Origin of the sequence: Pseudidiomarina tainanensis (genome assembly GCF_900115255.1) — a bacterium.
Lineage (GTDB): Bacteria > Pseudomonadota > Gammaproteobacteria > Enterobacterales > Alteromonadaceae > Pseudidiomarina > Pseudidiomarina tainanensis.
Map to the genome: position 1 here is coordinate 185,125 of NZ_FOYU01000004.1, position 25,211 is coordinate 210,335.

22 protein-coding genes are annotated in these 25,211 nt (G+C 47.6%); 14 read left to right on the plus strand and 8 right to left on the minus strand.

Annotation, left to right across the window (positions count from 1 at the left end):
- Positions 1-7: 7 nt before the first annotated feature.
- Complete coding sequence (locus tag BM292_RS11070) at positions 8-1,012, minus strand: aminoglycoside phosphotransferase family protein (RefSeq protein WP_092858554.1); 1,005 nt, start codon at positions 1,010-1,012, stop codon at positions 8-10.
- A gap of 147 nt (positions 1,013-1,159) precedes the next feature.
- Here BM292_RS11070 and BM292_RS11075 point away from each other — a divergent pair, with 147 nt between their 5' ends.
- The 6 genes from BM292_RS11075 to BM292_RS11100 are packed head-to-tail and all read left to right on the plus strand — an operon-like array spanning position 1,160 to position 7,727.
- Positions 1,160-3,436: an LPS-assembly protein LptD gene (locus BM292_RS11075; protein ID WP_092858556.1), complete on the plus strand. Its 2,277-nt coding sequence runs from the start codon at positions 1,160-1,162 to the stop codon at positions 3,434-3,436.
- 9 nt (positions 3,437-3,445) lie between these two features.
- On the plus strand, positions 3,446-4,732 hold the full coding sequence (surA, locus tag BM292_RS11080; protein ID WP_092858558.1) for a peptidylprolyl isomerase SurA: 1,287 nt from the start codon (positions 3,446-3,448) through the stop codon (positions 4,730-4,732).
- 8 nt (positions 4,733-4,740) lie between these two features.
- Positions 4,741-5,721 carry a 4-hydroxythreonine-4-phosphate dehydrogenase PdxA gene (pdxA, locus tag BM292_RS11085; protein WP_092858560.1) on the plus strand — a complete coding sequence of 327 codons (981 nt, stop codon included), beginning with the start codon at positions 4,741-4,743 and terminating at the stop codon, positions 5,719-5,721.
- Positions 5,718-6,527 (plus strand): 16S rRNA (adenine(1518)-N(6)/adenine(1519)-N(6))-dimethyltransferase RsmA, encoded by an 810-nt coding sequence (gene rsmA / locus BM292_RS11090; RefSeq protein ID WP_092858561.1) that lies wholly within the window; start codon positions 5,718-5,720, stop codon positions 6,525-6,527. The genes pdxA and rsmA overlap by 4 nt, the downstream gene beginning before the upstream one ends.
- Positions 6,520-6,888 (plus strand): Co2+/Mg2+ efflux facilitator ApaG/CorD, encoded by a 369-nt coding sequence (apaG, locus tag BM292_RS11095; RefSeq protein WP_165383925.1) that lies wholly within the window; start codon positions 6,520-6,522, stop codon positions 6,886-6,888. The genes rsmA and apaG overlap by 8 nt, the downstream gene beginning before the upstream one ends.
- 2 nt (positions 6,889-6,890) lie before the next feature.
- Positions 6,891-7,727, plus strand: a complete 837-nt coding sequence (locus tag BM292_RS11100) for a symmetrical bis(5'-nucleosyl)-tetraphosphatase (protein WP_092858565.1) — start codon at positions 6,891-6,893, stop codon at positions 7,725-7,727.
- On the opposite strand, the gene tyrS is transcribed toward BM292_RS11100, so the two are convergent.
- Positions 7,714-8,916, minus strand: coding sequence for a tyrosine--tRNA ligase (gene tyrS / locus BM292_RS11105; protein WP_092858567.1), 1,203 nt, complete (start codon positions 8,914-8,916; stop codon positions 7,714-7,716). The two genes, BM292_RS11100 and tyrS, sit on opposite strands and share 14 nt — an antisense overlap.
- 192 nt (positions 8,917-9,108) lie before the next feature.
- Here tyrS and BM292_RS11110 point away from each other — a divergent pair, with 192 nt between their 5' ends.
- Both BM292_RS11110 and BM292_RS11115 read left to right on the plus strand, forming a co-directional pair.
- Positions 9,109-10,416: a peptidoglycan DD-metalloendopeptidase family protein gene (locus BM292_RS11110; RefSeq protein WP_425439085.1), complete on the plus strand. Its 1,308-nt coding sequence runs from the start codon at positions 9,109-9,111 to the stop codon at positions 10,414-10,416.
- The gene (locus tag BM292_RS11115) at positions 10,416-11,543 is read left to right on the plus strand and encodes an anhydro-N-acetylmuramic acid kinase (protein ID WP_092858571.1); all 1,128 of its coding nucleotides are present in this window, start codon (positions 10,416-10,418) and stop codon (positions 11,541-11,543) included. Before BM292_RS11110 ends, BM292_RS11115 begins: the two co-directional genes overlap by 1 nt.
- Before the next feature lie 20 nt (positions 11,544-11,563).
- Here BM292_RS11115 and pepQ read toward each other — a convergent pair whose 3' ends face one another.
- The 3 genes from pepQ to BM292_RS11130 are packed head-to-tail and all read right to left on the minus strand — an operon-like array spanning position 11,564 to position 14,053.
- A complete protein-coding gene (pepQ, locus tag BM292_RS11120; protein ID WP_092858573.1) occupies positions 11,564-12,877 on the minus strand; it encodes a Xaa-Pro dipeptidase in 1,314 nt (437 codons plus the stop codon).
- Positions 12,878-12,936: 59 nt separating this feature from the next.
- Positions 12,937-13,284 carry an iron-sulfur cluster insertion protein ErpA gene (gene erpA / locus BM292_RS11125; protein ID WP_092858575.1) on the minus strand — a complete coding sequence of 116 codons (348 nt, stop codon included), beginning with the start codon at positions 13,282-13,284 and terminating at the stop codon, positions 12,937-12,939.
- Positions 13,285-13,342: 58 nt separating this feature from the next.
- Positions 13,343-14,053: a DUF6776 family protein gene (locus BM292_RS11130; protein ID WP_092858577.1), complete on the minus strand. Its 711-nt coding sequence runs from the start codon at positions 14,051-14,053 to the stop codon at positions 13,343-13,345.
- 84 nt (positions 14,054-14,137) lie between these two features.
- Between BM292_RS11130 and hemJ the strand changes: the two genes are divergently transcribed.
- From hemJ to hemL, 3 genes are all read left to right on the plus strand, one after another.
- Positions 14,138-14,563 (plus strand): protoporphyrinogen oxidase HemJ, encoded by a 426-nt coding sequence (gene hemJ, locus BM292_RS11135; protein WP_092858579.1) that lies wholly within the window; start codon positions 14,138-14,140, stop codon positions 14,561-14,563.
- Between the two features lie 79 nt (positions 14,564-14,642).
- Positions 14,643-15,659, plus strand: coding sequence for an aspartate carbamoyltransferase (locus BM292_RS11140; RefSeq protein ID WP_092858581.1), 1,017 nt, complete (start codon positions 14,643-14,645; stop codon positions 15,657-15,659).
- 27 nt (positions 15,660-15,686) lie between these two features.
- Positions 15,687-16,970 carry a glutamate-1-semialdehyde 2,1-aminomutase gene (hemL, locus tag BM292_RS11145; protein ID WP_092858583.1) on the plus strand — a complete coding sequence of 428 codons (1,284 nt, stop codon included), beginning with the start codon at positions 15,687-15,689 and terminating at the stop codon, positions 16,968-16,970.
- Here the strand turns inward: hemL and mrcB are convergent.
- Genes mrcB through pepB form a run of 3 tightly spaced genes read right to left on the minus strand, consistent with a single transcriptional unit; the run spans position 16,962 to position 22,973 of the window.
- Positions 16,962-19,247: a penicillin-binding protein 1B gene (mrcB, locus tag BM292_RS11150; RefSeq protein WP_177203839.1), complete on the minus strand. Its 2,286-nt coding sequence runs from the start codon at positions 19,245-19,247 to the stop codon at positions 16,962-16,964. The two genes, hemL and mrcB, sit on opposite strands and share 9 nt — an antisense overlap.
- Complete coding sequence (gene hrpB / locus BM292_RS11155) at positions 19,244-21,682, minus strand: ATP-dependent helicase HrpB (protein WP_092858585.1); 2,439 nt, start codon at positions 21,680-21,682, stop codon at positions 19,244-19,246. Before hrpB ends, mrcB begins: the two co-directional genes overlap by 4 nt.
- Positions 21,683-21,686: 4 nt before the next feature.
- Complete coding sequence (gene pepB, locus BM292_RS11160; protein ID WP_092858587.1) at positions 21,687-22,973, minus strand: aminopeptidase PepB; 1,287 nt, start codon at positions 22,971-22,973, stop codon at positions 21,687-21,689.
- Positions 22,974-23,041: 68 nt separating this feature from the next.
- Between pepB and sfsA the strand changes: the two genes are divergently transcribed.
- The 3 genes from sfsA to gluQRS all read left to right on the plus strand — a co-directional run bounded on the left by sfsA (position 23,042) and on the right by gluQRS (position 25,185).
- Complete coding sequence (gene sfsA / locus BM292_RS11165) at positions 23,042-23,746, plus strand: DNA/RNA nuclease SfsA (RefSeq protein ID WP_092858589.1); 705 nt, start codon at positions 23,042-23,044, stop codon at positions 23,744-23,746.
- Between the two features lie 112 nt (positions 23,747-23,858).
- Positions 23,859-24,311, plus strand: a complete 453-nt coding sequence (gene dksA / locus BM292_RS11170; protein ID WP_055439665.1) for an RNA polymerase-binding protein DksA — start codon at positions 23,859-23,861, stop codon at positions 24,309-24,311.
- A 1-nt stretch (position 24,312) separates the two neighbouring features.
- Positions 24,313-25,185 (plus strand): tRNA glutamyl-Q(34) synthetase GluQRS, encoded by an 873-nt coding sequence (gene gluQRS / locus BM292_RS11175; protein ID WP_092858591.1) that lies wholly within the window; start codon positions 24,313-24,315, stop codon positions 25,183-25,185.
- Positions 25,186-25,211 lie beyond the last annotated feature (26 nt).

Below are 25,211 nucleotides of genomic sequence, written 5' to 3' on the forward strand. Positions count from 1 at the left end.
GCACGCACTAAATGCGCTCCTGCAGTGCTGGTTGGATATGCTCTGCTAGCCAACGGCGATAGTCCGCAAACTCTGGATAAAGTCCGGCAATGTCATACAAATAATCGACTGTTCTTGGAATATCCTGCAAATAACCAGACTTCCCATCGCGGTGATAAAGACGGGCGAAAATACCAGCAGCTTTAGTGTGGCGCTGCATGCCCATGAGATCAAACCAACGTTGCCACTGCGTTAAATCAACGCTTTCCGATAACATCTTTTGTTCACGCAAGCGTTCAAACAGCTCAGCACTCAACTCATTCACTTGATGCTGTGGCCAGCGCACGTAGCAATCACGTAACAAACTCACCGCATCATAAGTAATGGGGCCTTGCACCGCATCTTGAAAGTCGATATAGGCCAGCTGTCCGTCTGCTTGCACCATAATATTGCGTGCGTGATAGTCTCGATGTACGCCAACCTGCGGTTGTTCAAGTGCGTTTGCAATCAGCACATCGGTTACTCGCTGCCACATGGCCTGATGTTCAACAGTTAAATTCAAACCCAAATGTTCAACGACTAACCAGTCATGAAATAAGTCAATTTCGCGCCGTAAGAGGGCTGTGTCATATTGTGGTAGGTCACCGAGTTCCGTATCAGAAACGGACATAATATCAATTAAATCGCTTAACGCTTTGCTGTACCAATCACGCATGTTGGTTGCCGTGAGTTCGCTTAAAAGCAGTGTCGAGCCTAAGTCGCTCAGCAGCATGAATCCTTGCTTTTCGTCTGCAGCAATTACCCGCGGCACGGCAACACCGGCTTCCGCATAAGCTTGGGCGACGGCCATGAAGGGCTGCAGTGATTCTTGCGGTGGCGGCGCATCAACCGCAATTAAACTGCGCCGACCATCGGAACAGCGGAAATAACGGCGAAAGCTGGCATCGCCAGATACCGGTTGTAATTGTTGCTGACGATAACCGGTAACGGCTTCACACCAGGCTTGCAATTTCAGTTCTCGTTGCTCGTTCACGTCATCCTCACAGTGCGCATTTCTTCGCCAGCCTACTTCGCTTTCGCAAGATTCTAAAAAAACCACAGTGTAGCAAATGGCGACAGAATAAAAATTGCTTTATCATACCCTGCACATTGTGAAGGACAACCCAGGATAAACGGCTCCATGGCAAAAATTTTTCAGACATCAATTTGGACAGTCGCACTCAGTGTTAGTTGTGCCGCCGTCCATGCGCAGCAGCCGTCTCGCCCTGCGTTGTCTGAAGTTTGCCCCGTACCGGCGCCGTTATTCACTACCCCTATTTCACCAATCAAAGATTTGCCAATCGGCGCCATTGGCGTTCGTGCTGATCGTGCTGATATTGATTCTGAATCAGAGGTCGCATCATTCTTTGGCAATGTTGAAGTACAGTTTGATCAACAACAGTTGCGCACCGAACAAGCACAAATTGACCAACAAACCGGCAATATAAATGCCAGTGGCTCAACCCTGTTTACGGACGGCTATGTGCAGGTTTCATCAGAGAATTTTCGTTTAAACTCGGGTGAGAATCGAGCGTTTTTGAGTGGTGCCGAATACCAGCTAACCGAGACCGGAGCGCATGGTAAGGCTGATCTTTTGTCGTTATCACCAGCACAAGTTCTATTAGAAGGTTCAACCTTTACAACATGCCCAAGTGATAGCCCTGTATGGCAAATGAGTGCACAGGAAATTTCCCTCAACGAAGACGAAGCTTGGGGGGAAGCATGGCACGCGAAATTTGAGTTATTTGGTGTGCCCGTGCTGTATTTACCGTATATCAACTTTCCCGTAACTGAAGAGCGTAAATCAGGCTTTCTCTTTCCAACATTTGGTTCATCACAAAAAAATGGGTTTGAGGTCGAAGTACCGTATTACTTCAATATTGCGCCCAATATGGATGCGACAATTGCGCCGCGCTACATGGCCGAGCGCGGCGTTCAGATGCAAGCTGAGTTTCGTACCCTCAGTACAACGGGTAGTGGGCAATACAACGTCGCCTATTTAGAAAGTGATAAAAGCACCGAGGATAATGCCGCGCGATATTTATGGCGGGTAGAACAAACACAGCGTTGGGGTGAGAACTGGCGGGCGTATGTTAATGGTACTTTTATTAGCGACGATGATTACTTGAATGACTTAGGTAGTGATTTTGCCGGACGCGCTGATGCACAGCTATATCGTCATGCCCAGCTCGATTACTTAAGTGACGACTGGCAAGTGACAATGCGCGCTGAAGACTTTGAACTCCTAGGCTCCTATCGTTCGCCGTACCGAACTATGCCGCAAATTAAGAGCTTCTATGCAACGGATCTCGGGCTTGATTTGGATTTCTCGTTATTTTCCGAAATGTCACATTTCCAAAACCAAGATTTAAGCCAAGATACCGCAACTCGCGTGCATGTTGAGCCACAACTGAGTTTTCATTTAGAACAGCCAGGCTATGATTGGTTAGCCGAGCTTAGTTATGCTTACACCTACTACAATCAAGAGTTCGAATTAGAGCGTAGTCGTAGTAAAAATCCGTCACGCAGTTTACCGACGTTCCGCTGGCGTGGTCGGGTTAACTTAGAGCGTACCATTGATATCCAGCAACAAAGTTACACGCACACGCTACAACCGCAAATTCAGTATTTGTACATACCATATCGCGATCAAACAGGTATTGGCATCTACGATTCAACGTTAATGCAGGACGATTATCAGGGTTTATTTCGAGCGCGCCGGTTCTCTGGTTTAGATCGTATTGCTGATGCTAATCAGGTGACTATTGGTGCTTCTTCTAGCCTATTTGACCAACAAGCCCGCGAAGTTGCCCGCGTGAGTTTTGGGCAGATTTACTATTTCGAAAATAGTGAAACGCAACTACTTGAAAGCAGCACAGCAACAACCGAAAGTCGTTCTGACCTTGCGTTAGAAACACGCTTTCGTATCAACAATAACATGTACTTTAATAGCTCGATTCAATATAACTTAGAGCTCGATAGCACGCGGAAAAGTCAAACGACTCTTGAGTATCGTCTCGATGAATTTAATTTGATTCAATTGAGCCATCGAACGGTCACCAATTTACTTGAAAATGACGTGGAACAAGTTGGCATGTTGGGTGTCGTAGAACTCAGTCCGACCTGGCAACTCGCATCAAATTGGTATTACGATTTGCAAAACAATCGTACCAACGATGCCTTCATTGCGTTACAGTACAGCGATTGTTGTTGGGCCATGCGAATTAGTGGTTATCGGCGCATCAATCGCAATTTAGAATTGAATGCCGGTATGCCCGCTGTTGGCGAACCAGAGTTTGATAACGGTATTAGCGTACAATTTATAATTAAAGGTTTGGGCAGCGATAATCGCAGCTTGCTTGATATGCTTGAGCAAAGTCTGTTCGGCTATCGTCACCCGTTCCATTTGAGCAACTAGGTAGTATTCATGGGTAAATTTGTAAAAGTTTTCGTTGCAGCCACGCTGCTTTCATTGAGCACGTCGACATGGAGTCAGCAGATTCTCGACCGTGTCGCGGTGGTCGTTAACGAAGGTGTTGTGCTGCAGAGTGAAGTAGAACAACTTCTGCAACAAGTTAAGCGCGGCGCACAAGAGAACGGTACTAACCTACCGTCTGATCGGGTGTTGCGAATTCAAGCAATGGATCGTCTGATCTTAGCGGAGTTGCAGCTTCAAATGGCGCAACGTATGGGTATCACTATTTCCGACACCCAATTACAACAAACATTAGAAGCCATTGCCCAAGACCAAAATATGTCGGTTGACGAACTACGTTCAGCTACAGAAGCAAGCGGGACCAACTGGGAGAATTATCGCGAATCAATTCGTAAAGAAATGATTATTACAGAAACTCAACGCGCTACCGTGCGTCGTCGTGTTTATGTCTCGCCACAAGAAATCGAAAACCTTGTCAACGCGATGAAAGAAATGACTGAACAAGAGGTTGAGTACCGCTTAAGTCACATTTTGGTTGGCTTTCGTGAAGGCGCAGATGCCGATGAGGTTCAGTCAACTCGTGAACGCGCTGAGCAGTTATTGGAACGCCTACGTAACGGTGCGGACTTCTCCCAAGCAGCAATTACATCATCCTCGGGGCCGCGTGCGCTTGAAGGTGGTGACCTTGGTTGGATGAATATCAATGCGATGCCAACATTGTTTGCCGATGCGGTACGCGATAAGGGCAAAGGTGAGTTTATTGGCCCATTACGTAGCGGCGTTGGTTTTCATATTCTGAAAGTTGCTGATGTGCGCGGTATTGAGCAAGTACAAGTTGACGAAGTTAAAGCTCGACATATTCTTATTCAGCCATCGATTATTTTGTCTGAACGTAAAGCCCAAGAAAAACTTGCGGGCATTCGTGAAAGTATTCTTGCCGGCGAAGTTGAATTTGCAGATGCAGCGCGCGAGCACTCGGCGGATCCTGGTTCAGCGGCAGCTGGTGGCGACCTCGGTTGGGCCGAGCCAAATATCTACGCAGAAGAGTTTAAACGCAAAGTTGAACGGCTTCCCATTGGTGAGTTAAGTGAACCCTTTGAAACGCAATTTGGTTGGCATATTGTTGAAGTGCTTGAGCGTCGTCAGTTAGATGCAACCAAACGCAGCCAGCAAAATCGTGCTTATCAATTGTTGTTCAGCCGTAAATACCAAGAAGAGCTTGAGAACTGGCAACAAGAATTGCGTGATCAAGCTTACATTGAAACCTTGATTGAATAAGGTAAACGATGACCGTTGCGCGAATTGCATTTACACCGGGTGAACCCGCTGGTGTTGGCCCTGATTTAATTATCAAACTCGCGCAACGTGCTTGGCCGGTTGAGTTAGTAGTGATTGCTGATGCAACGTTGCTAACTCGGCGCGCACAACAATTAAACCTTCCATTAGTTATTCGCGAGTACGAACCGCAGCAGCCAGCTACGGCGCAAGCTGCAGGGTCCCTTACGGTCTGCCATACCGCAATCGCTGAAAAAGTAATTCCGCAACAGCTTAATCATGCCAACGCGAGTTATGTCTTAGCGACGCTGACGCGAGCCGCACAGGGTTGTTTGAGCAAAGAATTTGCCGCCGTGGTCACCGGCCCAGTGCACAAGGGCATCATTAATGAGGCGGGTATTCCATTTAGTGGGCACACTGAATTTTTTGCCCAGCAAAGCAATACGCCGCGCGTTGTGATGATGCTCGCTACCGAAGGTTTACGGGTCGCGTTAGTGACGACTCACTTACCATTAAAGGATGTTCCAGCGGCTATCACTCGCAGTGCTGTTGAAGAAACCCTAACCATCCTTCATGCTGACCTCGTGGCAAAATGGGGTATCGCGAAGCCGCGAATTTTAGTCTGTGGTTTGAATCCTCATGCGGGTGAACAAGGTCACTTAGGACGCGAAGAAATCGACCAAATTATCCCTGCTCTTGACCACCTGCGTGAGCATGGCTTGGAGGTAAGTGGCCCCTACCCAGCAGATACCGTTTTTCAACCCCATTATTTAAGCGAAGCCGATGCAATTGTTGCAATGTATCATGACCAAGGTTTACCTGTGTTAAAATACAAGGGTTTTGGTAACGCTATTAATATCACTTTGGGCTTGCCATTTATTCGCACTTCAGTCGATCACGGTACTGCCCTTGATCGGGCTGGCACACACAATATAGATGACAGCAGTGCGCTACTTGCTTTGCACACTGCAATCGACATGGTAAATCGATGACAAAAACACACTTGGGCCACCGCGCACGTAAGCGATTTGGACAAAACTTCCTGCACGATCAATTCGTCATTAACGATATTGTTGACGCGATAAACCCACTGCCTAATCAAAATCTCGTAGAGATTGGGCCCGGTTTAGCAGCGCTTACTGAGCCTGTCGTTGAGCGAGCAGGAAAGTTAACCGTTGTGGAGCTTGACCGTGACTTAGCCGATCGCCTCGAGCAGCATCCATTCCTGCAAAGTAAATTAACAGTATTTCGCGGCGATGCTCTGAAAACAGACTTTCGCCAATTTGCTGTCGAGCAACCTATTCGCGTTTTTGGCAACTTACCCTATAACATTTCGACGCCATTAATTTTCCATTTGTTAGAGCATTTGGAAGTGGTCGAAGATATGCACTTTATGTTGCAAAAAGAAGTTGTTGAGCGCTTAGCAGCAGAGCCGAACAGTAAGGCTTACGGACGTATTAGTGTTTCGGTGCAACAAGCATGCGCGGTAGAGCCGGTGCTGATGGTGCCGCCGGGTGCGTTCACACCACCCCCAAAAGTTGAATCAGCGGTAGTACGCTTGGTACCTTACAAAACATCACCATATCCGGTGAATGATCGCGCGGCGTTACAAAAAATATGTTTGATTGCTTTTAATCAGCGGCGTAAAACAATACGCAATAATCTCAAACAGATTATGAATGACGAGCAGCTTGAGGCACTTGGTATTGACCCTAATGCTCGCCCAGAAACACTATCGGTTGCAGACTATTGTCGACTAGCCAATTGGTACAGCGAACAGCAAGGTGAACATGTATAACATCGATATTCAGGTGAAAACGCATTTTATTGCGACGCACTCAGATGAAGCGGCTAATGAATATGCATTTGCTTACACTATCACCATTACCAACCATTCTGATGTCACTGTGCAGTTACTTAAGCGAGCGTGGAAAATAACTGATGCAGACCATAAAATCACCCGCGTTGCTGGTGATGGCGTTGTTGGGGAGCAACCGCATATAGCGCCAGGCGAAAGTTACAGCTATACCAGTGGCACGGTGTTGGCAACGCCAATTGGTACTATGGAAGGATTTTATAGCATGGTTTCTAACGCAGGCGACCACTTTGACGTTGAAATCCCGTCATTCCGACTAGCCATTCCAAATATTATCCATTAACGATGGCACGCTATCTGGTTGGCGACATACAAGGTTGCGCGGCACCACTTAAACAAGCACTCAAGCAAGTTAACTTTGATGCGAAGTTTGATGAACTTTGGTGTGTTGGTGATTTGATTGGGCGCGGACCAAATCCGCTTGAATGCCTCGAATTACTTCGTGATTTAGGTCACGCGACTAAAATAGTACTCGGCAACCACGATCTCAATTTGTTAGCGGTATTAAGCGGTGTCCGCGATGCCCATCCAAATGACCGGTTACAATCATTAATCCAGTTAACGGATAGCGAGAAGCGAGATTGGATTGATTGGCTAGTCCACCAACCGCTTCTTATTCGCAGCGATGATAACTTAGTGATGACCCACGCCGGCGTCTATCCTTGGTGGACCGTCGCTGAAGCTGAGTCTTATGCACACGAGGTTTCAGAAGCCCTTAAAGCGGCTTGGCGTGCTAACCGACTCGATAAATTTTTAGTGGCTATGTACGGTAATGAACCTGCGCAGTGGTCATCGACGTTGCAAGGTATGGATCGCATTCGGTTTTTCATTAATGTTTTTACGCGCATGCGCTTCTGTGATTTGAGTGGTCATCTTAATTTTTCGGTGAAATCGGCACCGACTGACCAGCAAGTTCCATCTCATTTAAAGCCATGGTTTGAATTATGGGATGTCAGCGAATATACATTGGTATTTGGTCACTGGGCGGCATTAATGGGGAATACTTTCCGCGATGACATTATTGGATTGGATACAGGTTGTGTGTGGGGCAAGTATTTAACCGTGATGCGATGGCCTGACGGCCACCGCACCATGGTACCTGCATCAACTAGCTCAGCGTAATTCGAGCAAATTTGCGTTTACCGACCTGATACACAGCAGTAGAACCTGCCGTTAAGACCAGCTTGGTATCGCTCACCTTTTCGCCATCAATTTTCACTGCACCTTGTTTAATCATGCGCATCGCTTCAGAGGTTGAAGCAACAAGTTCCGCTTCGCGTAGCAAGTTACCAATTGCTAACTCACCATTATCGCTGGCAACGGTTAGTTCTGGCATATCATCTGGAATCGCATTTTTACTAAAGCGCTGAATAAAATCCTGCTCGGCAGCATCAGCAGCTGCTTCATCATGGAATCGCGCAATAATTTCCTTGGCTAATAGCACTTTGTAATCACGCGGGTTGGCTCCATCTGCTACCGCTTGTTTGAAGCTGTTAATTTCATCCAGTGGACGGAAGCTCAGCAATTCGTAGTAACGCCACATCAGTTCATCAGATACTGACATGACCTTTCCGAACATGTCATTTGCCGGCTCGGTAATACCGATATAGTTACCCAGCGATTTCGACATCTTTTGCACGCCATCTAAACCTTCTAGTAGCGGCACCATGATGACGGTTTGTGGCTTTTGGCCTTCATCTTTTTGTAACTCTCGCCCCATCAACAGATTAAAACGCTGATCGGTACCACCGAGCTCAACATCGGCCTTAAGCGCAACCGAATCCCATCCCTGTACCAGCGGGTACAAAAACTCGTGAATTGCGATCGGTTGACCCGAACCATAGCGTTTTTTGAAGTCATCACGTTCGAGCATACGGGCGACAGTTTGACGCGCCGCGAGCTTGATCATGCCCGCAGCACCGAGCTCATTCATCCATTCAGAGTTAAAGCGAATTTTAGTTTTGGCAGGGTCAAGAATCTTGAATACTTGTTCTTTGTAGGTTTGCGCATTTGCTAATACATCTTCTCGAGATAATGGCTTACGCGTGACATTTTTACCGGTCGGGTCGCCGATCATGCCGGTAAAGTCACCAATCAAAAAAATGATTTCATGGCCGAGATCTTGAAAGACACGCATTTTGTTAATCAGCACGGTGTGGCCAAGGTGTAGGTCAGGTGCAGTTGGGTCAAAGCCGGCTTTAATTACTAGCGGCTTACCACTCGCTAACTTCTCTTTAAGCTCTTCTGCTAAAAGAATTTCTTCGGTACCACGCGCAATTTCTGCAAACGCATCCGCAGCTGACAAGGTCATATTCGGCTCTCTCCCAAGGCATCTCAATTTGGCGACAAGCCTTGCATTGTATGCTATTTCTTTAACTCTTTTAAGCGCAAATAATCGTAAATTGACTGGAAAATCGCCATACTTCATATTATTCTGCAAATTGATTTAACCAATAATAATGCGCTAACACATCGGAAGGTTATGAAGTCGATTCCTAAATATATGACAAGATTCATCGCCGCTTTACCGCGTCGACATCAAGTACTGCTCAGCTCTGTCTGCGCGGTAACGCTGCTTGTTGTGTTGCTTCCATCCGAATCTGCGACCGCATCTAAGCATGTAATCGAGCCGCAGTTGGGGCAGTCAGAGCTCATTCTAGGTCAACGCTATCAATTACAAATCGACGTTGAAAAGCTCAAGACTGATGCCTCAAGCAAACCAGATACAACAGTACAATGGAGTGGCTATGAAGTTCGCTCGGGCGACTCGTTAGCGCGTATCTTTGACAAAATGGGCTTCACCCCCCAGCAGTTGTATCGGGTTACACAAGATTCTCAAGCGGATAAGCTTCTGCGTAAAATTCATCCCGGCGATACGCTACGTTTTGCCAAAGATGAAAATGACGATTTGATTCAAATTGCTTATCAAATTAATCCGACCGACACCTTAATTGTCAGTAAATCGGACAATGGCTTCGTCAGTGAAATTGAATCAAAAACCGTTGAAGTTCGCACCGAAACTGCACACGCTCGAATCACGTCAAGCTTCTGGAATGCTGGCATTGATGCTGGTTTGACAGAAGGCCAAATCATGAGCATTGCCGACATATTTGGTTGGGATATCGACTTTGCACTGGATTTACGTGAAGGCGACGAGTTTAGTGTGATGTTCGAGAAAGAATATGCCGATGGTGAATTTGTCGGTTACGGTCGTGTTTTAGCTGCAGAGTTTGTGAATCGTGGCGAGCATTATCAAGCATTTTTGCATGACAACGGTGACTTCTATACCGCTGAAGGCCGTGCGATGCGTAAATCGTTCTTGCGTTCGCCGGTCAAGTTCACCTATATCAGCTCAAGCTTTAATCCACGTCGATTACATCCGGTTACTGGCAAGGTGCGTCCGCACAATGGTATCGACTACGCGGCACAAACTGGTACGCCAGTTATGTCCTCAGGCGCCGGTAAAGTTATCGCAAGTGCGTATAACAACCTCAACGGTCATTACGTGTTTGTGCAGCATGGTGAACGTTACGTAACCAAATATCTGCATTTAAGCAAACGTCTAGTGAAAAAGGGCCAACGTGTGAAACAAGGTGAATTGATTGGTCGCGTTGGTGCAACTGGCCGTGTTACCGGTGCTCACCTCCATTACGAGTTTTTAGTCGATGGCGTTCATCGCAACCCACGTACAGTTAAGTTCCCGCAAGCTGAATCACTGATTGCAGCAGAACTTCCGGTGTTCAAAGAGATTGCTCAGCAGCGTCTCGCAGTTTTGAATGATAGTAAACGGTTGTATTTGGCGATGCGCTAATGTCGCAGCGTGAGCTTTATTTAGGCCTCATGTCTGGCACCAGCATAGACGGTCTTGATGTGGTATTAGTTGAGTTTGATGCGATGCAGCAACCTGAGCTATTACAACATCGTCAATATCCAATCGATGACCAACTACAACAACAACTGCATAATTTGTGCGATCCAGCACCGAATGAACTCCACCAGTGGGCAACAGCAGAGCGACTATTTGCTGAATATTGTGCTGAATCGGTCAATCACTTTTTACGTCATTTCAATATTTCGCCCAGCGCTATCACTGCTATTGGTAGTCACGGCCAAACCGTTCGCCATCAGCCAGACCATTCGCCAAGTTACACGTTACAGCTCGGCGACCCCAACACTTTGGCGGCGTTAACTGGGATACCAGTGATTGCTGACTTCCGGCGCAAGGATATTGCGCTCGGAGGACAAGGCGCACCGCTAGTGCCAGCATTTCATCAAGCAATATTCAGTAGTTTTGACGAGTCTCGCGTTATCTTGAACCTCGGTGGTATTGCCAATATTACCTGGCTGCCAGGCACACCTGCCGGTGTGACAGGCTTTGATACTGGCCCCGCCAATACCTTATTAGATAGATGGTTTAAGGCGTGTCACCCAGAACATGAGGATGATTTCGACCGTCATGGTGCATTTGCTGCACGTGGACGCGTACTCGACGAGGTATTAGAAAAATTACTTCGTGACGAGTATTTCAAACGCAGGCCACCTAAGAGCACCGGCCGCGATGATTTTAATTTGAAGTGGCTAGAGGAACATCTTGGTGATTTGTCGCAATTTGTGCCCGCAGACTTGCAAGCCACGCTCGTAGAATTGACAGCTCACACTGTCACGCATGCTATTAAGGAATGGCTACCAGAACGTCCAGAAACAATCTTTGTCGCTGGCGGCGGTGCTTATAACCCAATCTTGATGAGCGCGTTAAAGTCGAAGTTACCGCATTGCGGCTGGCACGCCACCTCAGTACTTGGCGTAGCCCCACAACATGTTGAAGCGATGGCTTTTGCTTGGCTTGCACGCTGTTATATGCAACGTGTGCCAGGCAATTTGCCTGCCGTTACAGGAGCGAGCCGCCCTGCTATTCTGGGCGGCTTATATTTACCGTAACCGGCAACACTATCTGTGAACTAGCTTTCTAGTAAAGCAAACGCATCACGGGTTAGATTCTCATTGTGGCCATTCTCACCAACAACGATACTATCTTCAATACGAATGCCACCGTATGGGCGTAGTTCCGCAATTTTATCCCAATTGAAGTCTTGGCTATCGGCATGCTCTTCGAGCAGTTGATCTACCACATACAAGCCCGGCTCAATGGTAAATACCTGACCAGCCTCAACATCACGTAACAACCGCAAGAATGGATGACGTGGATCACGCGCAATTGTATCGCCGCGGTCATTCGCCAAGAAGCCGCCAACATCATGCACTTGCAGGCCAATGAAGTGACCCAAACCATGGGGGAAGAATGCACTGCTGTAGCCTTGCTCGTAAATACTTTCAGCCGACCCGTTAACGAAGCCGAACTCACTCAAAATTTTGGCAATTTTGAGATGTTGGCTTACGTGCAGCTCGTAGTAATTAATACCCGGCTTAATTTCACTCAATAAATCTTGCTGTGCTTGATCCATTGCGGCAATCAGATCGGCAAAGAAGCCCTGTTCACGGGCATAGGTACGAGTGATATCAGCGCAATAGCCGCGGTACAATGCACCAGCATCAATCAAAAACGAACGTGACTGTGCCGGTGCGCTCGTTTCATACACGTCATAGTGCAACACAGCGCCATGCTCGTTCAGCGCCACAATACTGTTATACGGCACTTGGCTTTCACGGAAGTTAATGGCCGCTAGGTAGGCATGATGAATTTCCAGCTCGCTGGCACCTGCTAAAAAGGCATCACGTGCAGCGAGGTGCGCTTTTGCCGCTAGTTTGTTAGCTTGGCGCATGTTCTCGACTTCCCATTCGGTTTTAATGGCGCGATGGAAGTGCAAATGATCAATTAAGTTACCAGGGTTACGCGCTTTAACCGGCCAGCTTGCTACCGGTTCAGCAAAATCTTCGCCGATGAATGCGGCTGATTTTATCTTATCGCCCAACCAGTCGGTCATTTTCTCTTGGCTGTCGATTACAACAAGTTCAACATGTTGCTGCCATTCTTCAGCAGGGATTTTAACTTCGGCATGCCAAAAGTCGCGAGCCTTGAACAGGAATACGACCGGCTTATGGCCTGGTTGATAATAAATCGCACTCTTTGGGCTTTCGATGACAGGAATCCAATATTTGAACAGTGGATTCACTTTATAAGGAGCTGGATTATCATCTAAAAAAGCAACGCGGGGTTGCCCGGCATAGATAAGTACTGAATCGAAACCAGCTGCAGCGAGGGCTGCATCGAATCTGGCTTTAACTGTGGCGATATGGTCTGCGTATGCGCTCATAAATACCTCGGTTAGAATGTGTGGCAACATTCTAACCGAAACAGCACATTAACTCATCTTTAAATAGCGAAGCTTGACCCACAACCGCAGGTAGTCGTCGCATTCGGGTTATCGACGAAAAAGCGGGCGCCTTGTAAGCCTTCTTCGTAATTTACCGTGCCACCAACCAAATATTGCAGGCTCATCGGATCGACGACCAAAGTCACACCGTTTTTCTCGATTTCCATATCACCTGGGTTGGTCTTTTCATCGAATGTAAAACCGTATTGGAAACCTGAACAACCGCCACCAGTTACATAAACACGCAGTTTCAATGCTGGATTTTCTTCTTCAGCGATAAGCTTTTTCACTTTATTGGCTGCGGATTCAGTGAACTGAATTGGCATTGCTTGTGCGACGTCTGACATAGTCTCTTGGTACCTCTTGAAAATTCTTGTGCTATTTTCTCTTACCTGACTAAAAGGGTCAAGTATTGCCTTGCAGAAGTTGACTCCAATAGAAGCTTCGCGTCAACGATTGGCTCGCACCGTTAATTTTGACTTCAACATCAATTCGCTCGGGCAAAAAGTCTGCGGGTAATACGAAATCGCCCGCCTGAACGGTAAAGTAACGCATACTGAATTGGCGATCTTTGTCTTCAACATTCGCCAATGCCAATAAATCAAAGCTCGCTGATTGATCATCTTTACGACCGTGCAAGCGCATGCTCAGCGTGCCTTTAGTGAGATTACGTAAGCGCTCCATTTGCACAATCGCAATGCGAAAATGATAATGGTCGGCCGCAATATTCTGTTGCAGCTCAAGCGAATCAATGACCACGCCACTGGCTTCCATTTCTGGTGCCATGATTTTTTGATAAAACGTCAATTCACGCCGTAACGCAAAGTTCTCGTCTTGCGCCATTAACAACTCTTGTTGCAAACCTTGGCTTGCCGCACGCTCAATACCTAATTCAACGGTTGCTATGTGTTGTTGATAATCAAATGTCTCAGCACGCTCATAAAGTTGCTCAATAGTCGCTTCTTGCTGTGCGATACGCTCATTGAGTGTTAACACGTGCCAATTCCCGCCCCAATAGCCGGCTAGTGCACCAATGCTTATTGCCAACGCAATGACGCCCCAGCCGCCAAAGCGATGAACTAATGCGCTCGTTATGATATTTTGCTTCTCTTTCATGGGCTCACTTCTTATCATGAATTAGCGCCATGCTACGCAGGCACTGGTTAGGACGCAACTAAAAATAAACACATAGGCCTTCACATGATTCTTTGGTTAAAAGCGTTTCACGTAATTTTTATGGTGGCATGGTTTGCCGGTATCTTTTATTTACCGAGATTATTCGTGTACCACGCGCAAAATCAAAACCAAGATGTGCATGAGCAATTCAAAGTCATGGAACGTCGTTTACTCTATTTTGTCACCCCATTCGCTATCTTAACCCTCGTTTTTGGTCTCGCTTTGATGTGGGTTTATGGTAGTGCCTGGCTAAAGGCTAGTGGCTGGCTGCATATCAAACTCGTTATCGTAACCCTGCTCTACGTGTATCACGGTTATTGCTTCAAGCTTTTAGCCGACTTTAAACACAATCGAAATACGCGTAGCCACAAATTCTACCGCGTTTTTAACGAGATTCCGGTACTGGCATTATTCGCCATCATTATTTTAGCTGTGGTCAAACCGTTTTAGCGGTTTGATCATTCTTTTTAAGCTCAGTTTCTGCTAAAGTACTGGCCCAGTGTGTGCAATCACTGCAGGGCCTTTCATCATGAATTTTACCGGTTCAAATATCCTTTCTGTTGAGCAATTCGATATCGACAGTATTCAGACCATTTTTACTATCGCCGACCGCATGCAACCCTATGCTCGCCGGCAAAAGCGCACCAAAGTTCTCGATGGTGCCATTTTAGGTAATTTGTTTTTTGAACCATCAACCCGAACTCGGGTTAGCTTCGGCACCGCCTTCAATCTTCTTGGTGGTGAAGTGCGTGAAACCACTGGTATGGAAAGCTCGGCATTAGCCAAGGGCGAATCGCTTTACGATACCGCGCGCGTACTCAGTAGTTACAGCGATGTCATTGCGATGCGCCACCCTAAATCAGGTTCAGTCGCCGAATTTGCTGAAGGTAGCCGTGTTCCGGTCATCAACGGTGGCGATGGTGCCAATGAGCATCCAACGCAAGCCCTGCTCGATTTATATACCATCAAGAAAGAATTGGCTTATCACGGTCACGGCGTTGATGGCATGCACATTTGCATGATGGGTGATTTGAAGTTTGGCCGTACCGTGCACTCGCTTTCGCGCTTGCTTGCCATGTATAAAGATATTCGATTCACGTTGATTTCACCGCGTGAATTAGCGATGCCTGATAGCGTGCTTGAAGTGCTCGACCAAGCTGGACACCACGTAACGGTAACCGATCAAGTTAGTGGTAGTTCAGATGCCGATATAGTCTATCAGACACGAATTCAGCAAGAGCGCTTTACCACACCACAAGAAGCGGACATGTATCGCGGTAAATTCCGCTTGAATAGCGAAATCTATACCAAGCATTACAAACCGAATACCGTGATTATGCATCCGCTGCCACGCGATTCGCGTGCCGAAGCAAATGAACTAGATAACGATTTGAACCAAAACCCGAATTTGGCCATATTCCGTCAAGCAGACAATGGCGTACTCATTCGGATGGCACTCTTTGCCCTCACCTTAGGGGTGGCAGATCAGATTGAAAAATATGAGTGCGACGTCAACTGGTACAGCGAAAAACGCACCAGTTATTAAGTAACTTAAACGATTACGAGGAAACGAATGTCACGTTCTGACGAATTATTCGCGCAAGCTCAAAACAGCATCCCGGGTGGAGTGAACTCTCCCGTTCGCGCTTTCAATGGCGTTGGTGGCTCACCGATTTTCATCGAAAGCGCTGATGGCGCCTACATGTTTGATGCCGACGGCAAGCGCTATATCGATTATGTTGGTTCTTGGGGGCCAATGATTCTTGGTCACAATAATGCGGCCATTCGTGAAGCAACCCATAAAGCCGTCGACCGTGGGTTAAGCTTTGGTACACCAACAGCCAATGAAATCACCATGGCTGAAAAAATCAAAGCGTTGGTACCGTCGATTGAAAAAGTACGTATGGTTAACTCTGGTACCGAAGCAACCATGACCGCCATTCGTTTGGCGCGCGGCTTTACTGGACGCGACAAAATTCTGAAATTTGAAGGTTGTTATCACGGTCACGCAGATGCTTTGTTGGTGAAAGCAGGCTCAGGTGCTTTAACCCTTGGCGTGCCTAATTCACCGGGGATTCCGGAAGATTTTGCCAAACATACACTCACTGTAACTTTCAATGATATTGATTCAGTTCGCGATGTTTTCGCCGAAGTTGGGCATGAAATTGCGACAATTATCGTCGAACCCGTTGCTGGAAACATGAATTGTATTCCACCGGCACCAGGCTTCTTAGAAGGTTTGCGTGAGATTTGTGACGAATATGGTAGCGTCTTGATTTTCGACGAAGTGATGACCGGTTTCCGCGTGGCGCGGGGTGGTGCTCAAGAACGTTATCAAGTGACGCCTGACCTAACCACCTTAGGTAAAGTGATTGGTGGCGGCATGCCAGTTGGTGCGTTTGGCGGTAAACGCGAAATTATGGACTACATTGCGCCGGTCGGCCCGGTTTATCAAGCTGGGACATTATCAGGCAACCCAGTTGCCATGGCTGCCGGTTTAGCAGCGCTGACACAACTTGATGACGAACAACTCTACCCAGGGCTTTATGCAAAAGTTGATCGGTTGGTTGATGGTTTACAAGCGCTTGCCGATGAAGCGGGTATTCCATTTACCACGAACCGCGCTGGCTCGATGTTTGGCTTTTTCTTTAGCTCAGATGGTCCAATTACCAGCTACCAGCAAGCAACGCAGTGTAATATGGAACACTTCCGTAGCTTCTACCACAGCATGCTGAAACAAGGCGTATACTTAGCACCATCGGCTTTTGAAGCGGGCTTTATGTCAGCCGCACATACCGATGCGGACATCGATGCAACCTTAGCCGCAGCAAAAGTAGCATTCGCAGCGCTAAAATAAGCGCTGCCACCACGGTTTTTCCTCAATATTGCCCGAGCACCCAAGGTCCTCGGGCAATTTTTTTTGTCTCGCTGGTAATAATCGTGCGTTATTGCAATCCACTGGGATGCGTACGCCAAGTTGCGGATGAAAGCCCGCTGCCTCTACAACTAATGGTGAATTCAATTGCAATGGCGCTATGGGCATTTGTTCTAGCACCTGCTGTACCACTCTGAGTGCACCACTACTGCCAGTAAGCTGTACCGGTTGATTATCGTCTCGCCCGAGCCACACAGTTACAACGTGCTGGTTATCGTATGCGACAAACCAGCTATCACGGTAGTCATTCGTGGTGCCGCTTTTTCCAGCTAACTTATTCACCCCGAAGGCATCAGCTAATTTGCTACCGGTACCTTCATTAATCACGCCCCGCAAACCAAAATTCACTAAAAAGCCTGCGGCTTCGCTAAATACTCGCTGAGGCTTTGAAAACTGACGCTCATAAACCATCAACCCCTCATGATTAGTTACCGCTCGTATACTCTGTAATGCCCGATGGCTTCCTTGTTGCGCCAACATGGTATAGATCTCTGTAATTGCCATTGGTGATAAAGGCACAGCACCTAGAGTAATTGCCGGCACACTTGGAATCGGTGAGTCCACCCCGCTCATCTGTAGCAATTCAGTTAAACGTTCAATGCCAACTTCAATGCCAAGACGCACCGCTGGAACATTGCGTGATTGTGCTAACGCGTCATAAGCCAGCATTTTACCCTCAAATTTTTTATCAAAATTTTGAGGTATCCAAACTGGCTGATTGGCTTGTTCCAATTGCAATGGTTCATCATAAACCAATGAACCTAATTCAAAGTCGGGTAACGATTGAAATGCGTCGGCGTAAATTAGCGGTTTTATTAACGAGCCAACGGGGCGCATGGCCGCAACGGCTCGGTTAAAACCTACCTGGCGCGGATTTTTGTCCCCTACCACGGCGGTAACACCCGCCGCCTGATGGTTTGCCACAACAATCGCACCCTGCAGTTTTTCATCATCACTGACTCGCGGTAGCTCCGTGATAATGGCCGCTTCGGCAGCGTTTTGAATTACCGGATCAAAATAGGTAAACACGCGTAAACCTTCTTGTTGCCAATTTGCCGGCAGATTTAAGCGCCCTAATTCGAACTTCACTAATTCCATATAATGCGGCAGGTTTTCGGTAACTAATCGTCCCGTTCCTGCAGGCAGAACAGGTTGACTAACACTCGCCACATACTGCGCTTTACTCATGAGGTTTTGCGCAAACATCAATTGCAATATCAGGTCGCGGCGTTCTTGTGCTCGCTCAGGATAACGACGCGGATCGTAATACGATGGCCCTTTGATAATTCCCACCAACAGAGCGATATCTGCCGCATCTAATTCCTCAACTTGTTTACCAAAATACAATCGGCTGGCAAGCCCAACGCCATGTATTGCCGAGCCGCGATCTTGTCCAAAATACACCTCGTTCAGATAAGTTTCTAAAATCTCATTTTTACTAAAACGATAATCCAGCACTATCGCCATTAAGGCCTCGTTCGCTTTTCGCCACAACGATCTTTCACGGGTTAAGTAGAGATTTTTCACTAACTGTTGCGTCAACGTACTGCCACCTTGAACCGTGCGCATTGCTGACAAGTTGGCGAGAGCTGCGCGGGCAATGGAGGTGACCGAAACACCGGAGTGATGATAGAAGTCTCTATCCTCAATCAACAATAGAGTTTCAATTAAAAGGCTCGGAACACGTTCAAGCCCAACCAGCAACCGGTCTTCGCTGTTACCACCGGACAGTCGGCCCAAATAAGGCGGTTCCAGTTGAATACGATTCAAGCTGCGACCATCTGGCAAACTCATGATTGATTGCACGCGATTACCGGCAAAATTAACCTGCACGCGTTTGGCCATTTGCGGACCCGTTGCAAAATCAAAAGGGCGTCGATAGAACTCAACGCCATACTCAGTTGAGCGATATTGGCCTGAATCCTTAATCGTATTTACTGCGCGATAATTGAGACGTCGCAGTTCAGCGACGACGGTTGCTTTGTTAATCACGGCTTGCGGCTCAAGGGTTAAACTACGCCCGTAGATTAATGCAGGTGCTTGATAACGGTTTGAACTAAACCTTTCGGTTAGGGTTGCGTCGAGGTAAATAAGATAAGCGACCAAAATCACCATACCAACAATCGACAGCTTTAACCCCAACATCAGAATACGACGAAGCAGTGTGGGTTTCGGCGGCGATTTTTTCTTTCGGGTCATTGTAACTGTCTCTTCGTTTTGTGCGTTGCTTGGGCTTGAAGTGGATCATCGGGCCAAGGATGCTTTGGGTAGCGCCCTTTCATTTCTTTTTTGACGTGTTGATAAGCATTTTCCCAAAAACTAGCTAAATCCGCTGTGCGTTGCAACAAACGTCCCGCTGGAGAAAGTAAATCTATGGTAATACTTTGTTTCCCATAACAGATTGTTGGTGAAACTGGCTCCCCAAATAGTTCTTGTAGCTTGGCCGAAAGCGTTGGTTTTTCAGCACAATAATCAATCCTAACAGAGCGTCCACTCGGAATTTGAATAGCCACAGGGCAAGCTTCATCCAACTGTTGTTGCTGCTGATAAGTCAATCGTGCTTGTAATGCAGGTAGCGGATTCCACGCATGCAGTTGGCTGAGACTCTCAATAGACTGCCAGTATGGTTCCGCCCACTGCGCAATTTCATGAGCCAACGATTCACAATCAAACTGCGGCCAATCGCTTGGCTGCTGTAGCATTTGGTAGAGGTTTACCCGCGCCAGCCACTGCTGTGCTTCATGATTTAACTTAAATAAATTCAGCCCCTGCTCAAGCAATTGTGCTTTGACATAACCACTTAACGCATGCAGACGCTGTTCAGCAGTCACTTTATCAGGTTTCGACATCTCGCGAACGATGATGGCGCCAATGGCATCTACTGCAATTGCTTGAAGTCGCTGATTCGGCCCTTGCCAACGCACTTCTAAGCGTTGTTCACGTTGAATTGCAGGATGGTTAAGCTCGGCATCCGATAATGGCACCACAGCACGAATAATTGCATCACGTTGTTGCTCTGATAGCGTCATCTCCACAACCAACAACCATTCGTCGCGGGTGCGGGTATCCTGCTGATGAAACATCGCACCCGCACCATTACTCAAAAGATAACGATCGGAGCTCGCACGTCGTTTCGCAACCCGATCAGCAAAGCCCCACAGCAAGACTTCACTGGCGAGATTAGGGTTCACTTGTGGTTGTGCAAGCGCAAATTGCTGACACCAATAGCGATAGCGCTGACGCAACAATGGCGTCAATCGCTCGAGCGCCAGCGGAAATTGACTCGACTCAACATTCAATTCTAATTGCGCAACCAACCAAGCTGCAGTGGCGAGATGTGTTGGTGACGTTAATTTAGCGCGCGTTAGAATCGTTGCTAGACGTGGTTCGGTGCCAAGCTCAGCAACTTGGTGCCCCAATGTGGTTAATGATCCTTGTGCATTACACAGCTCAAGTGTTTTCAGTAATGTCGTAGCTTGTGCCAGATTGCCGCGGTTGGGGGCACTAAAAAACTGTAATTGTTCTGGGCTTGAGCCCCAGCGCCTGCATTCCAATAAGAAACTGGTTAAATCAGAAGTTTCCAGCTCAGGCGCTTGATAATCTCTCAAACCATGTTCATCGGCTGCTGCCCATAACCGTAAGCAGTGACCAGGCCCGGTGCGCCCGGCCCGGCCTGCGCGTTGAGTCGCTGACGCTTTACTAATTCGGCTGGTAATGAGCTTGGTTATACCGTGTTGCGGGTAAAACTGCGCTTGGCGCTCTCGCCCGCTGTCCACAACCACATCAATATTTGGAATGGTCACACTGGTTTCAGCAATATTGGTTGAAATCACCAATCGCTTGCGAGAGTCATTTGCATTGAGTACTTGTTTCTGTTGTGCGAGAGGAATCTGGCGATGCAATGGCATGACCTGCCAATCGGTCTCAGCACTAAAAACTTCATACAAACGATCGATCTCACGCTTACCCGGCACAAATACCAGCACCCCCTTATTGGCGAGTGTCATGGCTTCGCGAACAACACGCGGTAATGCCTGCAACCAATCTTCGTTCGCCGGCACCGGGCGGTGCTGAATATGAATTGGATACTGCCTACCCGCACTTTGTAAAACGTGAGCATCGCCAAGCCAATTTGCAATCGTTTGCGCAGGTAGCGTTGCTGACATGATTAGTAAGCGTAAATCTGTGCGCAAATGGAAGCTTTCGAGAGCCATTGCCAACCCCAAATCAGTGGCAAGATTGCGCTCATGAAATTCATCAAAAATAACTATCCCAGTGCCGGTTAGTTCGGGGTCACGCTGAATATATTGGGTGAACATGCCCTCGGTAATCACCAAAAGTCGTGTGTTCGCATGAAACTTCGCTTCGCCACGAATGTGGTAACCGACCGACTCACCAACGGCTTCACCAAGCTGTTCGGCTAAAAAGTGCGCAATGGAGAGTGCCGCCATGCGGCGTGGTTGCAGGAGCAAAATGCGTTGCCCTTGCAACTGTTCGCTCTGCATGAGAGCAAGTGGGAGCGCTGTTGACTTACCAGCGCCGGGCGGCGCTTCAAGCACCACAGGTGCACTCGGCAATAGCCGAATCACATCATCGATCAGTGCTGTGACCGGCAGCACCTGTGGTGTTGTCATAGAATTACTTCAATAAGGTTGCGGCGATGGTTCGAAATCCAAGTGCAGTTGCACCGGCTGGCCACATCGCATTGGCACTACCGTTATAGGCACCAGCGATATCAAAGTGCAACCACCCCGCGCCATCGTTTGGCGCAAAACGCAATAGGAAACCCGCCGCATTACTTGCACCACCAGCTCCGCCACCTTTTTGCGGACGGCTATTCGCTGTGTCAGCAAACGCTGACGGACAATTATTTTTATGCCAATGATTTAACGGCAGACGCCAGAGTAGTTCACGTTGCTCGTCTGCTGTTTTGAGGGTCGATTCGGCCAAGCTATCATCAACACTAAACAACGCATTGTATTCTGTACCAACGGCAACCTGAGCGGCCCCTGTTAACGTCGCGGCATCAATAATTAGCGGCGCCTTAACCTCGCCAGCATAGATTAATCCGTCAGCCAACACTAAGCGACCTTCAGCGTCGGTATTGACGATTTCTACGGTTTGACCATCTTTATAGGTAATAATATCGCCGAGTTTATAGGCGCTGCCGTCAATCAAGTTTTCTGCGCAACACAACACCAATTGTACGCGCTTTTGTAAACCTTCTTGGATGGCATGTACCAAAGCGCCTGCAACAGTGGCTGCGCCGCCCATGTCACACTTCATGGCCAACATGCCTTCACTGGCTTTGATACTATAACCACCGCTGTCGAAGGTGATGCCTTTACCGATCAGTACCGCATCAACTGGTGCATTAGCATTTTTGGATGGATTGTAATCTACCACCAACATCACCGGTGGGCGCTTACTCGCGCGACCAACGGTATGAATACCCATCCGACCGTCTGCAACCAGATCGTCACCCACAATGGTTTTCACGGTGACTGCATCACCACCAATACCGCTTAGTTTGTCAGCAACTTTGCTCGCGAGTGATTCTGGATAAATTTCATTCGGCGGCAAGTTGATTAACTGCCGAATCCAAGCTGCAGTTTCGCGAAGTTGCTGCATTTTTTCCGCGGCACCCGCCCAGCTGATTTGGTTCTTGGTTAACGTATCAGTAAAGCCATTTGAAAACGCCCATTGACGCTCAATATCCCAACCTTCACCACTGAGGGAAACCGATTTCACACCCATTGAATCGAGCTGACGACCTGCCTTTTGTATCTTGCGCAAGTTATTAGCTTCGTTATCACCAACATAAATCGTTGCTCCTTGCTCACCTAAAATCACTGCGGTGCTAGGCTTCCACGCCGATTGATTTGGTTGCTGTGTCGAAACAAAGACAGATACAGTGCTAGACATGCGAATACGCTCCCAGTATGTTTTTGACTTTTAAGGCTCTATCGTATCCGAGCTATATGAGGCTGACAATGCTGTTTCACAACCCTTTACGACAGGCGGTGCTAATTAAACGCTATAAACGATTTTTAGCCGATGTTAAATTGGAAAATGGCGATATTATCACAGTGCATTGCCCAAATACCGGCGCGATGACAGGGTGTGCCGAACCCAGCATGCGGGTTTGGTTAAGTGATTCTGCGAACCCGAAACGCAAATATCGTTACACTTGGGAACTCGTTGAAGACTTTGCCGGTCATCTTATCTGCGTGAACACTCATCGTGCCAACCAAATTGCCGGTGAAGCACTTGACCACAACCTTCTTGCACCCTTGCAAGGGGTACAAAATTTACGTGCCGAGCAAAAATATGGCTATGATAATCGCCGCATCGATTGGTTTGGTATCGATTCACAGCAGCGTCACACTTTTATTGAGGTAAAAAGTGTCACACTCGCCACGCATAATCAGGGCTACTTTCCGGACACCGTCAGCAAACGCGCGCTCGAACATCTGCGCAGTTTGCAGGATATGGTCACCGATGGTCATCGCGCTTTAGTTTTGTATACAGTTTTACACAGTGGGATTGAGCAAGTCAGCGCAGCTGACCACATTGACCCCAAATACGCCGATGCTTGCCGTGCTGCGAGAGAAGTTGGTGTTGAGTTTTATGCACTGGGATGTAAATTGACACCGACAGGAATATCACCGTTACGAGAACTACCGGTATTAATGTAAACATAACGATTGCGACTGGCGTAAATAATTAGAAATTAAATTGCGCCGGTATTCGCTTTCTGGTATATGTACCGACCTTTTTAATAACAACGTCTCATACAGGAGAACCATAATGCCTCAAGGAACGCCGAAAAAAGCCCATGGCATTCTGGCACAAGCTGGTTTGGAGCCATACGAGCTCGGGCCGGACGAAGAGTACATGAATGAGGCGCAACGTGCGCATTTTCGTAAAATTCTTGAAGTTTGGCGCGCGCAATTGCGTGAAGAAGTCGATCGCACCGTGCACCATATGAAAGATGAAGCAGCAAACTTCCCTGATCCGGTTGATCGTGCTGCGCAAGAAGAAGAATTCAGTTTAGAGCTACGTACGCGTGATCGCGAGCGCAAATTAATCAAGAAAATCGAGAAAACACTGCAAAAAATCGAAGCCGACGATTTTGGTTTTTGTGACCAGTGCGGAATCGAAATTGGCATTCGCCGTTTAGAAGCTCGTCCAACTGCCGACCTTTGTGTTGACTGCAAAACTTTAGCTGAAATCAAAGAGAAGCAAATGACTGGCGCCTAATATGGCCGCATCCTTTTCTTACTGTGGACGCTTTGCCCCGACTCCGTCGGGGCCTCTTCATTTTGGCTCTCTGATTGCCGCCCTTGCGAGCTATCTTGATGCCCGCGCAAATAGCGGAACTTGGCTGGTTCGTATCGAGGATGTTGATACCCCGCGCGCTGTTGCTGGTGCTGACCAAGTTATTCTAGAGCAGCTCAAACACCATGAGTTACATTGGGATGGTGAAATCTGGTACCAAAGTGCACGCACCGAAGTTTATCAACAAGCACTCGAACAACTTCAACATCTCCAATTAACCTACCGCTGCACCTGTACACGTAAACAAATCAAGGCATTTGGCCCTTACTACACGGGAACCTGCCGTCATAAACATATCCGCTCTCCTAACTCAGCAGTGCGTTTTCGCAACGATGACCCAATACTTAGTTTCAACGATGGTTGGCAAGGTCATGTCGATATCGAGCCCAATTTTGCTGGTGAAGATTTTGTATTGTTTCGCCGCGATGGTTTATTTACTTATCAGTTGGCCGTGGTGGTTGATGATATTGAACAAGGTGTTACAGATATTGTTCGTGGTGAAGACTTACTTACAGCAACCAGTTGGCAGCTCAACCTATGGCGGTATTTTACCGACCGCACACCACATTTTAAGCATGTGCCATTAGCGCTTGATGAGCAGGGCCGAAAGCTCAGTAAACAAAATCATGCGCCAGCACTAAGTAACACGGACGCAAAAGAACAACTGCAAGCTGCAATGCGGTTTCTCGGATTAACACCCAATAGCCGTTTAAATATACCGCAAATGCTCACTGATGCGGTGGCACAATGGCAAGCGAGAAGCTTCCCTGAAGCGCGCCAGCAGGATACAATATAACCGTTTGCGACATTAGCTGGAGAACC

Coding starts and splice junctions, on each gene's coding strand:
- BM292_RS11075 (WP_092858556.1), top strand. CDS start 1,160: ATGGCAAAAATTTTTCAGACATCAATTTGGACAGTCGCACTCAGTGTT.
- surA (WP_092858558.1), top strand. CDS start 3,446: ATGGGTAAATTTGTAAAAGTTTTCGTTGCAGCCACGCTGCTTTCATTG.
- pdxA (WP_092858560.1), top strand. CDS start 4,741: ATGACCGTTGCGCGAATTGCATTTACACCGGGTGAACCCGCTGGTGTT.
- rsmA (WP_092858561.1), top strand. CDS start 5,718: ATGACAAAAACACACTTGGGCCACCGCGCACGTAAGCGATTTGGACAA.
- apaG (WP_165383925.1), top strand. CDS start 6,520: ATGTATAACATCGATATTCAGGTGAAAACGCATTTTATTGCGACGCAC.
- BM292_RS11100 (WP_092858565.1), top strand. CDS start 6,891: ATGGCACGCTATCTGGTTGGCGACATACAAGGTTGCGCGGCACCACTT.
- tyrS (WP_092858567.1), bottom strand. CDS start 8,916: ATGACCTTGTCAGCTGCGGATGCGTTTGCAGAAATTGCGCGTGGTACC.
- BM292_RS11110 (WP_425439085.1), top strand. CDS start 9,109: ATGACAAGATTCATCGCCGCTTTACCGCGTCGACATCAAGTACTGCTC.
- BM292_RS11115 (WP_092858571.1), top strand. CDS start 10,416: ATGTCGCAGCGTGAGCTTTATTTAGGCCTCATGTCTGGCACCAGCATA.
- pepQ (WP_092858573.1), bottom strand. CDS start 12,877: ATGAGCGCATACGCAGACCATATCGCCACAGTTAAAGCCAGATTCGAT.
- erpA (WP_092858575.1), bottom strand. CDS start 13,284: ATGTCAGACGTCGCACAAGCAATGCCAATTCAGTTCACTGAATCCGCA.
- BM292_RS11130 (WP_092858577.1), bottom strand. CDS start 14,053: ATGAAAGAGAAGCAAAATATCATAACGAGCGCATTAGTTCATCGCTTT.
- hemJ (WP_092858579.1), top strand. CDS start 14,138: ATGATTCTTTGGTTAAAAGCGTTTCACGTAATTTTTATGGTGGCATGG.
- BM292_RS11140 (WP_092858581.1), top strand. CDS start 14,643: ATGAATTTTACCGGTTCAAATATCCTTTCTGTTGAGCAATTCGATATC.
- hemL (WP_092858583.1), top strand. CDS start 15,687: ATGTCACGTTCTGACGAATTATTCGCGCAAGCTCAAAACAGCATCCCG.
- mrcB (WP_177203839.1), bottom strand. CDS start 19,247: ATGACCCGAAAGAAAAAATCGCCGCCGAAACCCACACTGCTTCGTCGT.
- hrpB (WP_092858585.1), bottom strand. CDS start 21,682: ATGACAACACCACAGGTGCTGCCGGTCACAGCACTGATCGATGATGTG.
- pepB (WP_092858587.1), bottom strand. CDS start 22,973: ATGTCTAGCACTGTATCTGTCTTTGTTTCGACACAGCAACCAAATCAA.
- sfsA (WP_092858589.1), top strand. CDS start 23,042: ATGCTGTTTCACAACCCTTTACGACAGGCGGTGCTAATTAAACGCTAT.
- dksA (WP_055439665.1), top strand. CDS start 23,859: ATGCCTCAAGGAACGCCGAAAAAAGCCCATGGCATTCTGGCACAAGCT.
- gluQRS (WP_092858591.1), top strand. CDS start 24,313: ATGGCCGCATCCTTTTCTTACTGTGGACGCTTTGCCCCGACTCCGTCG.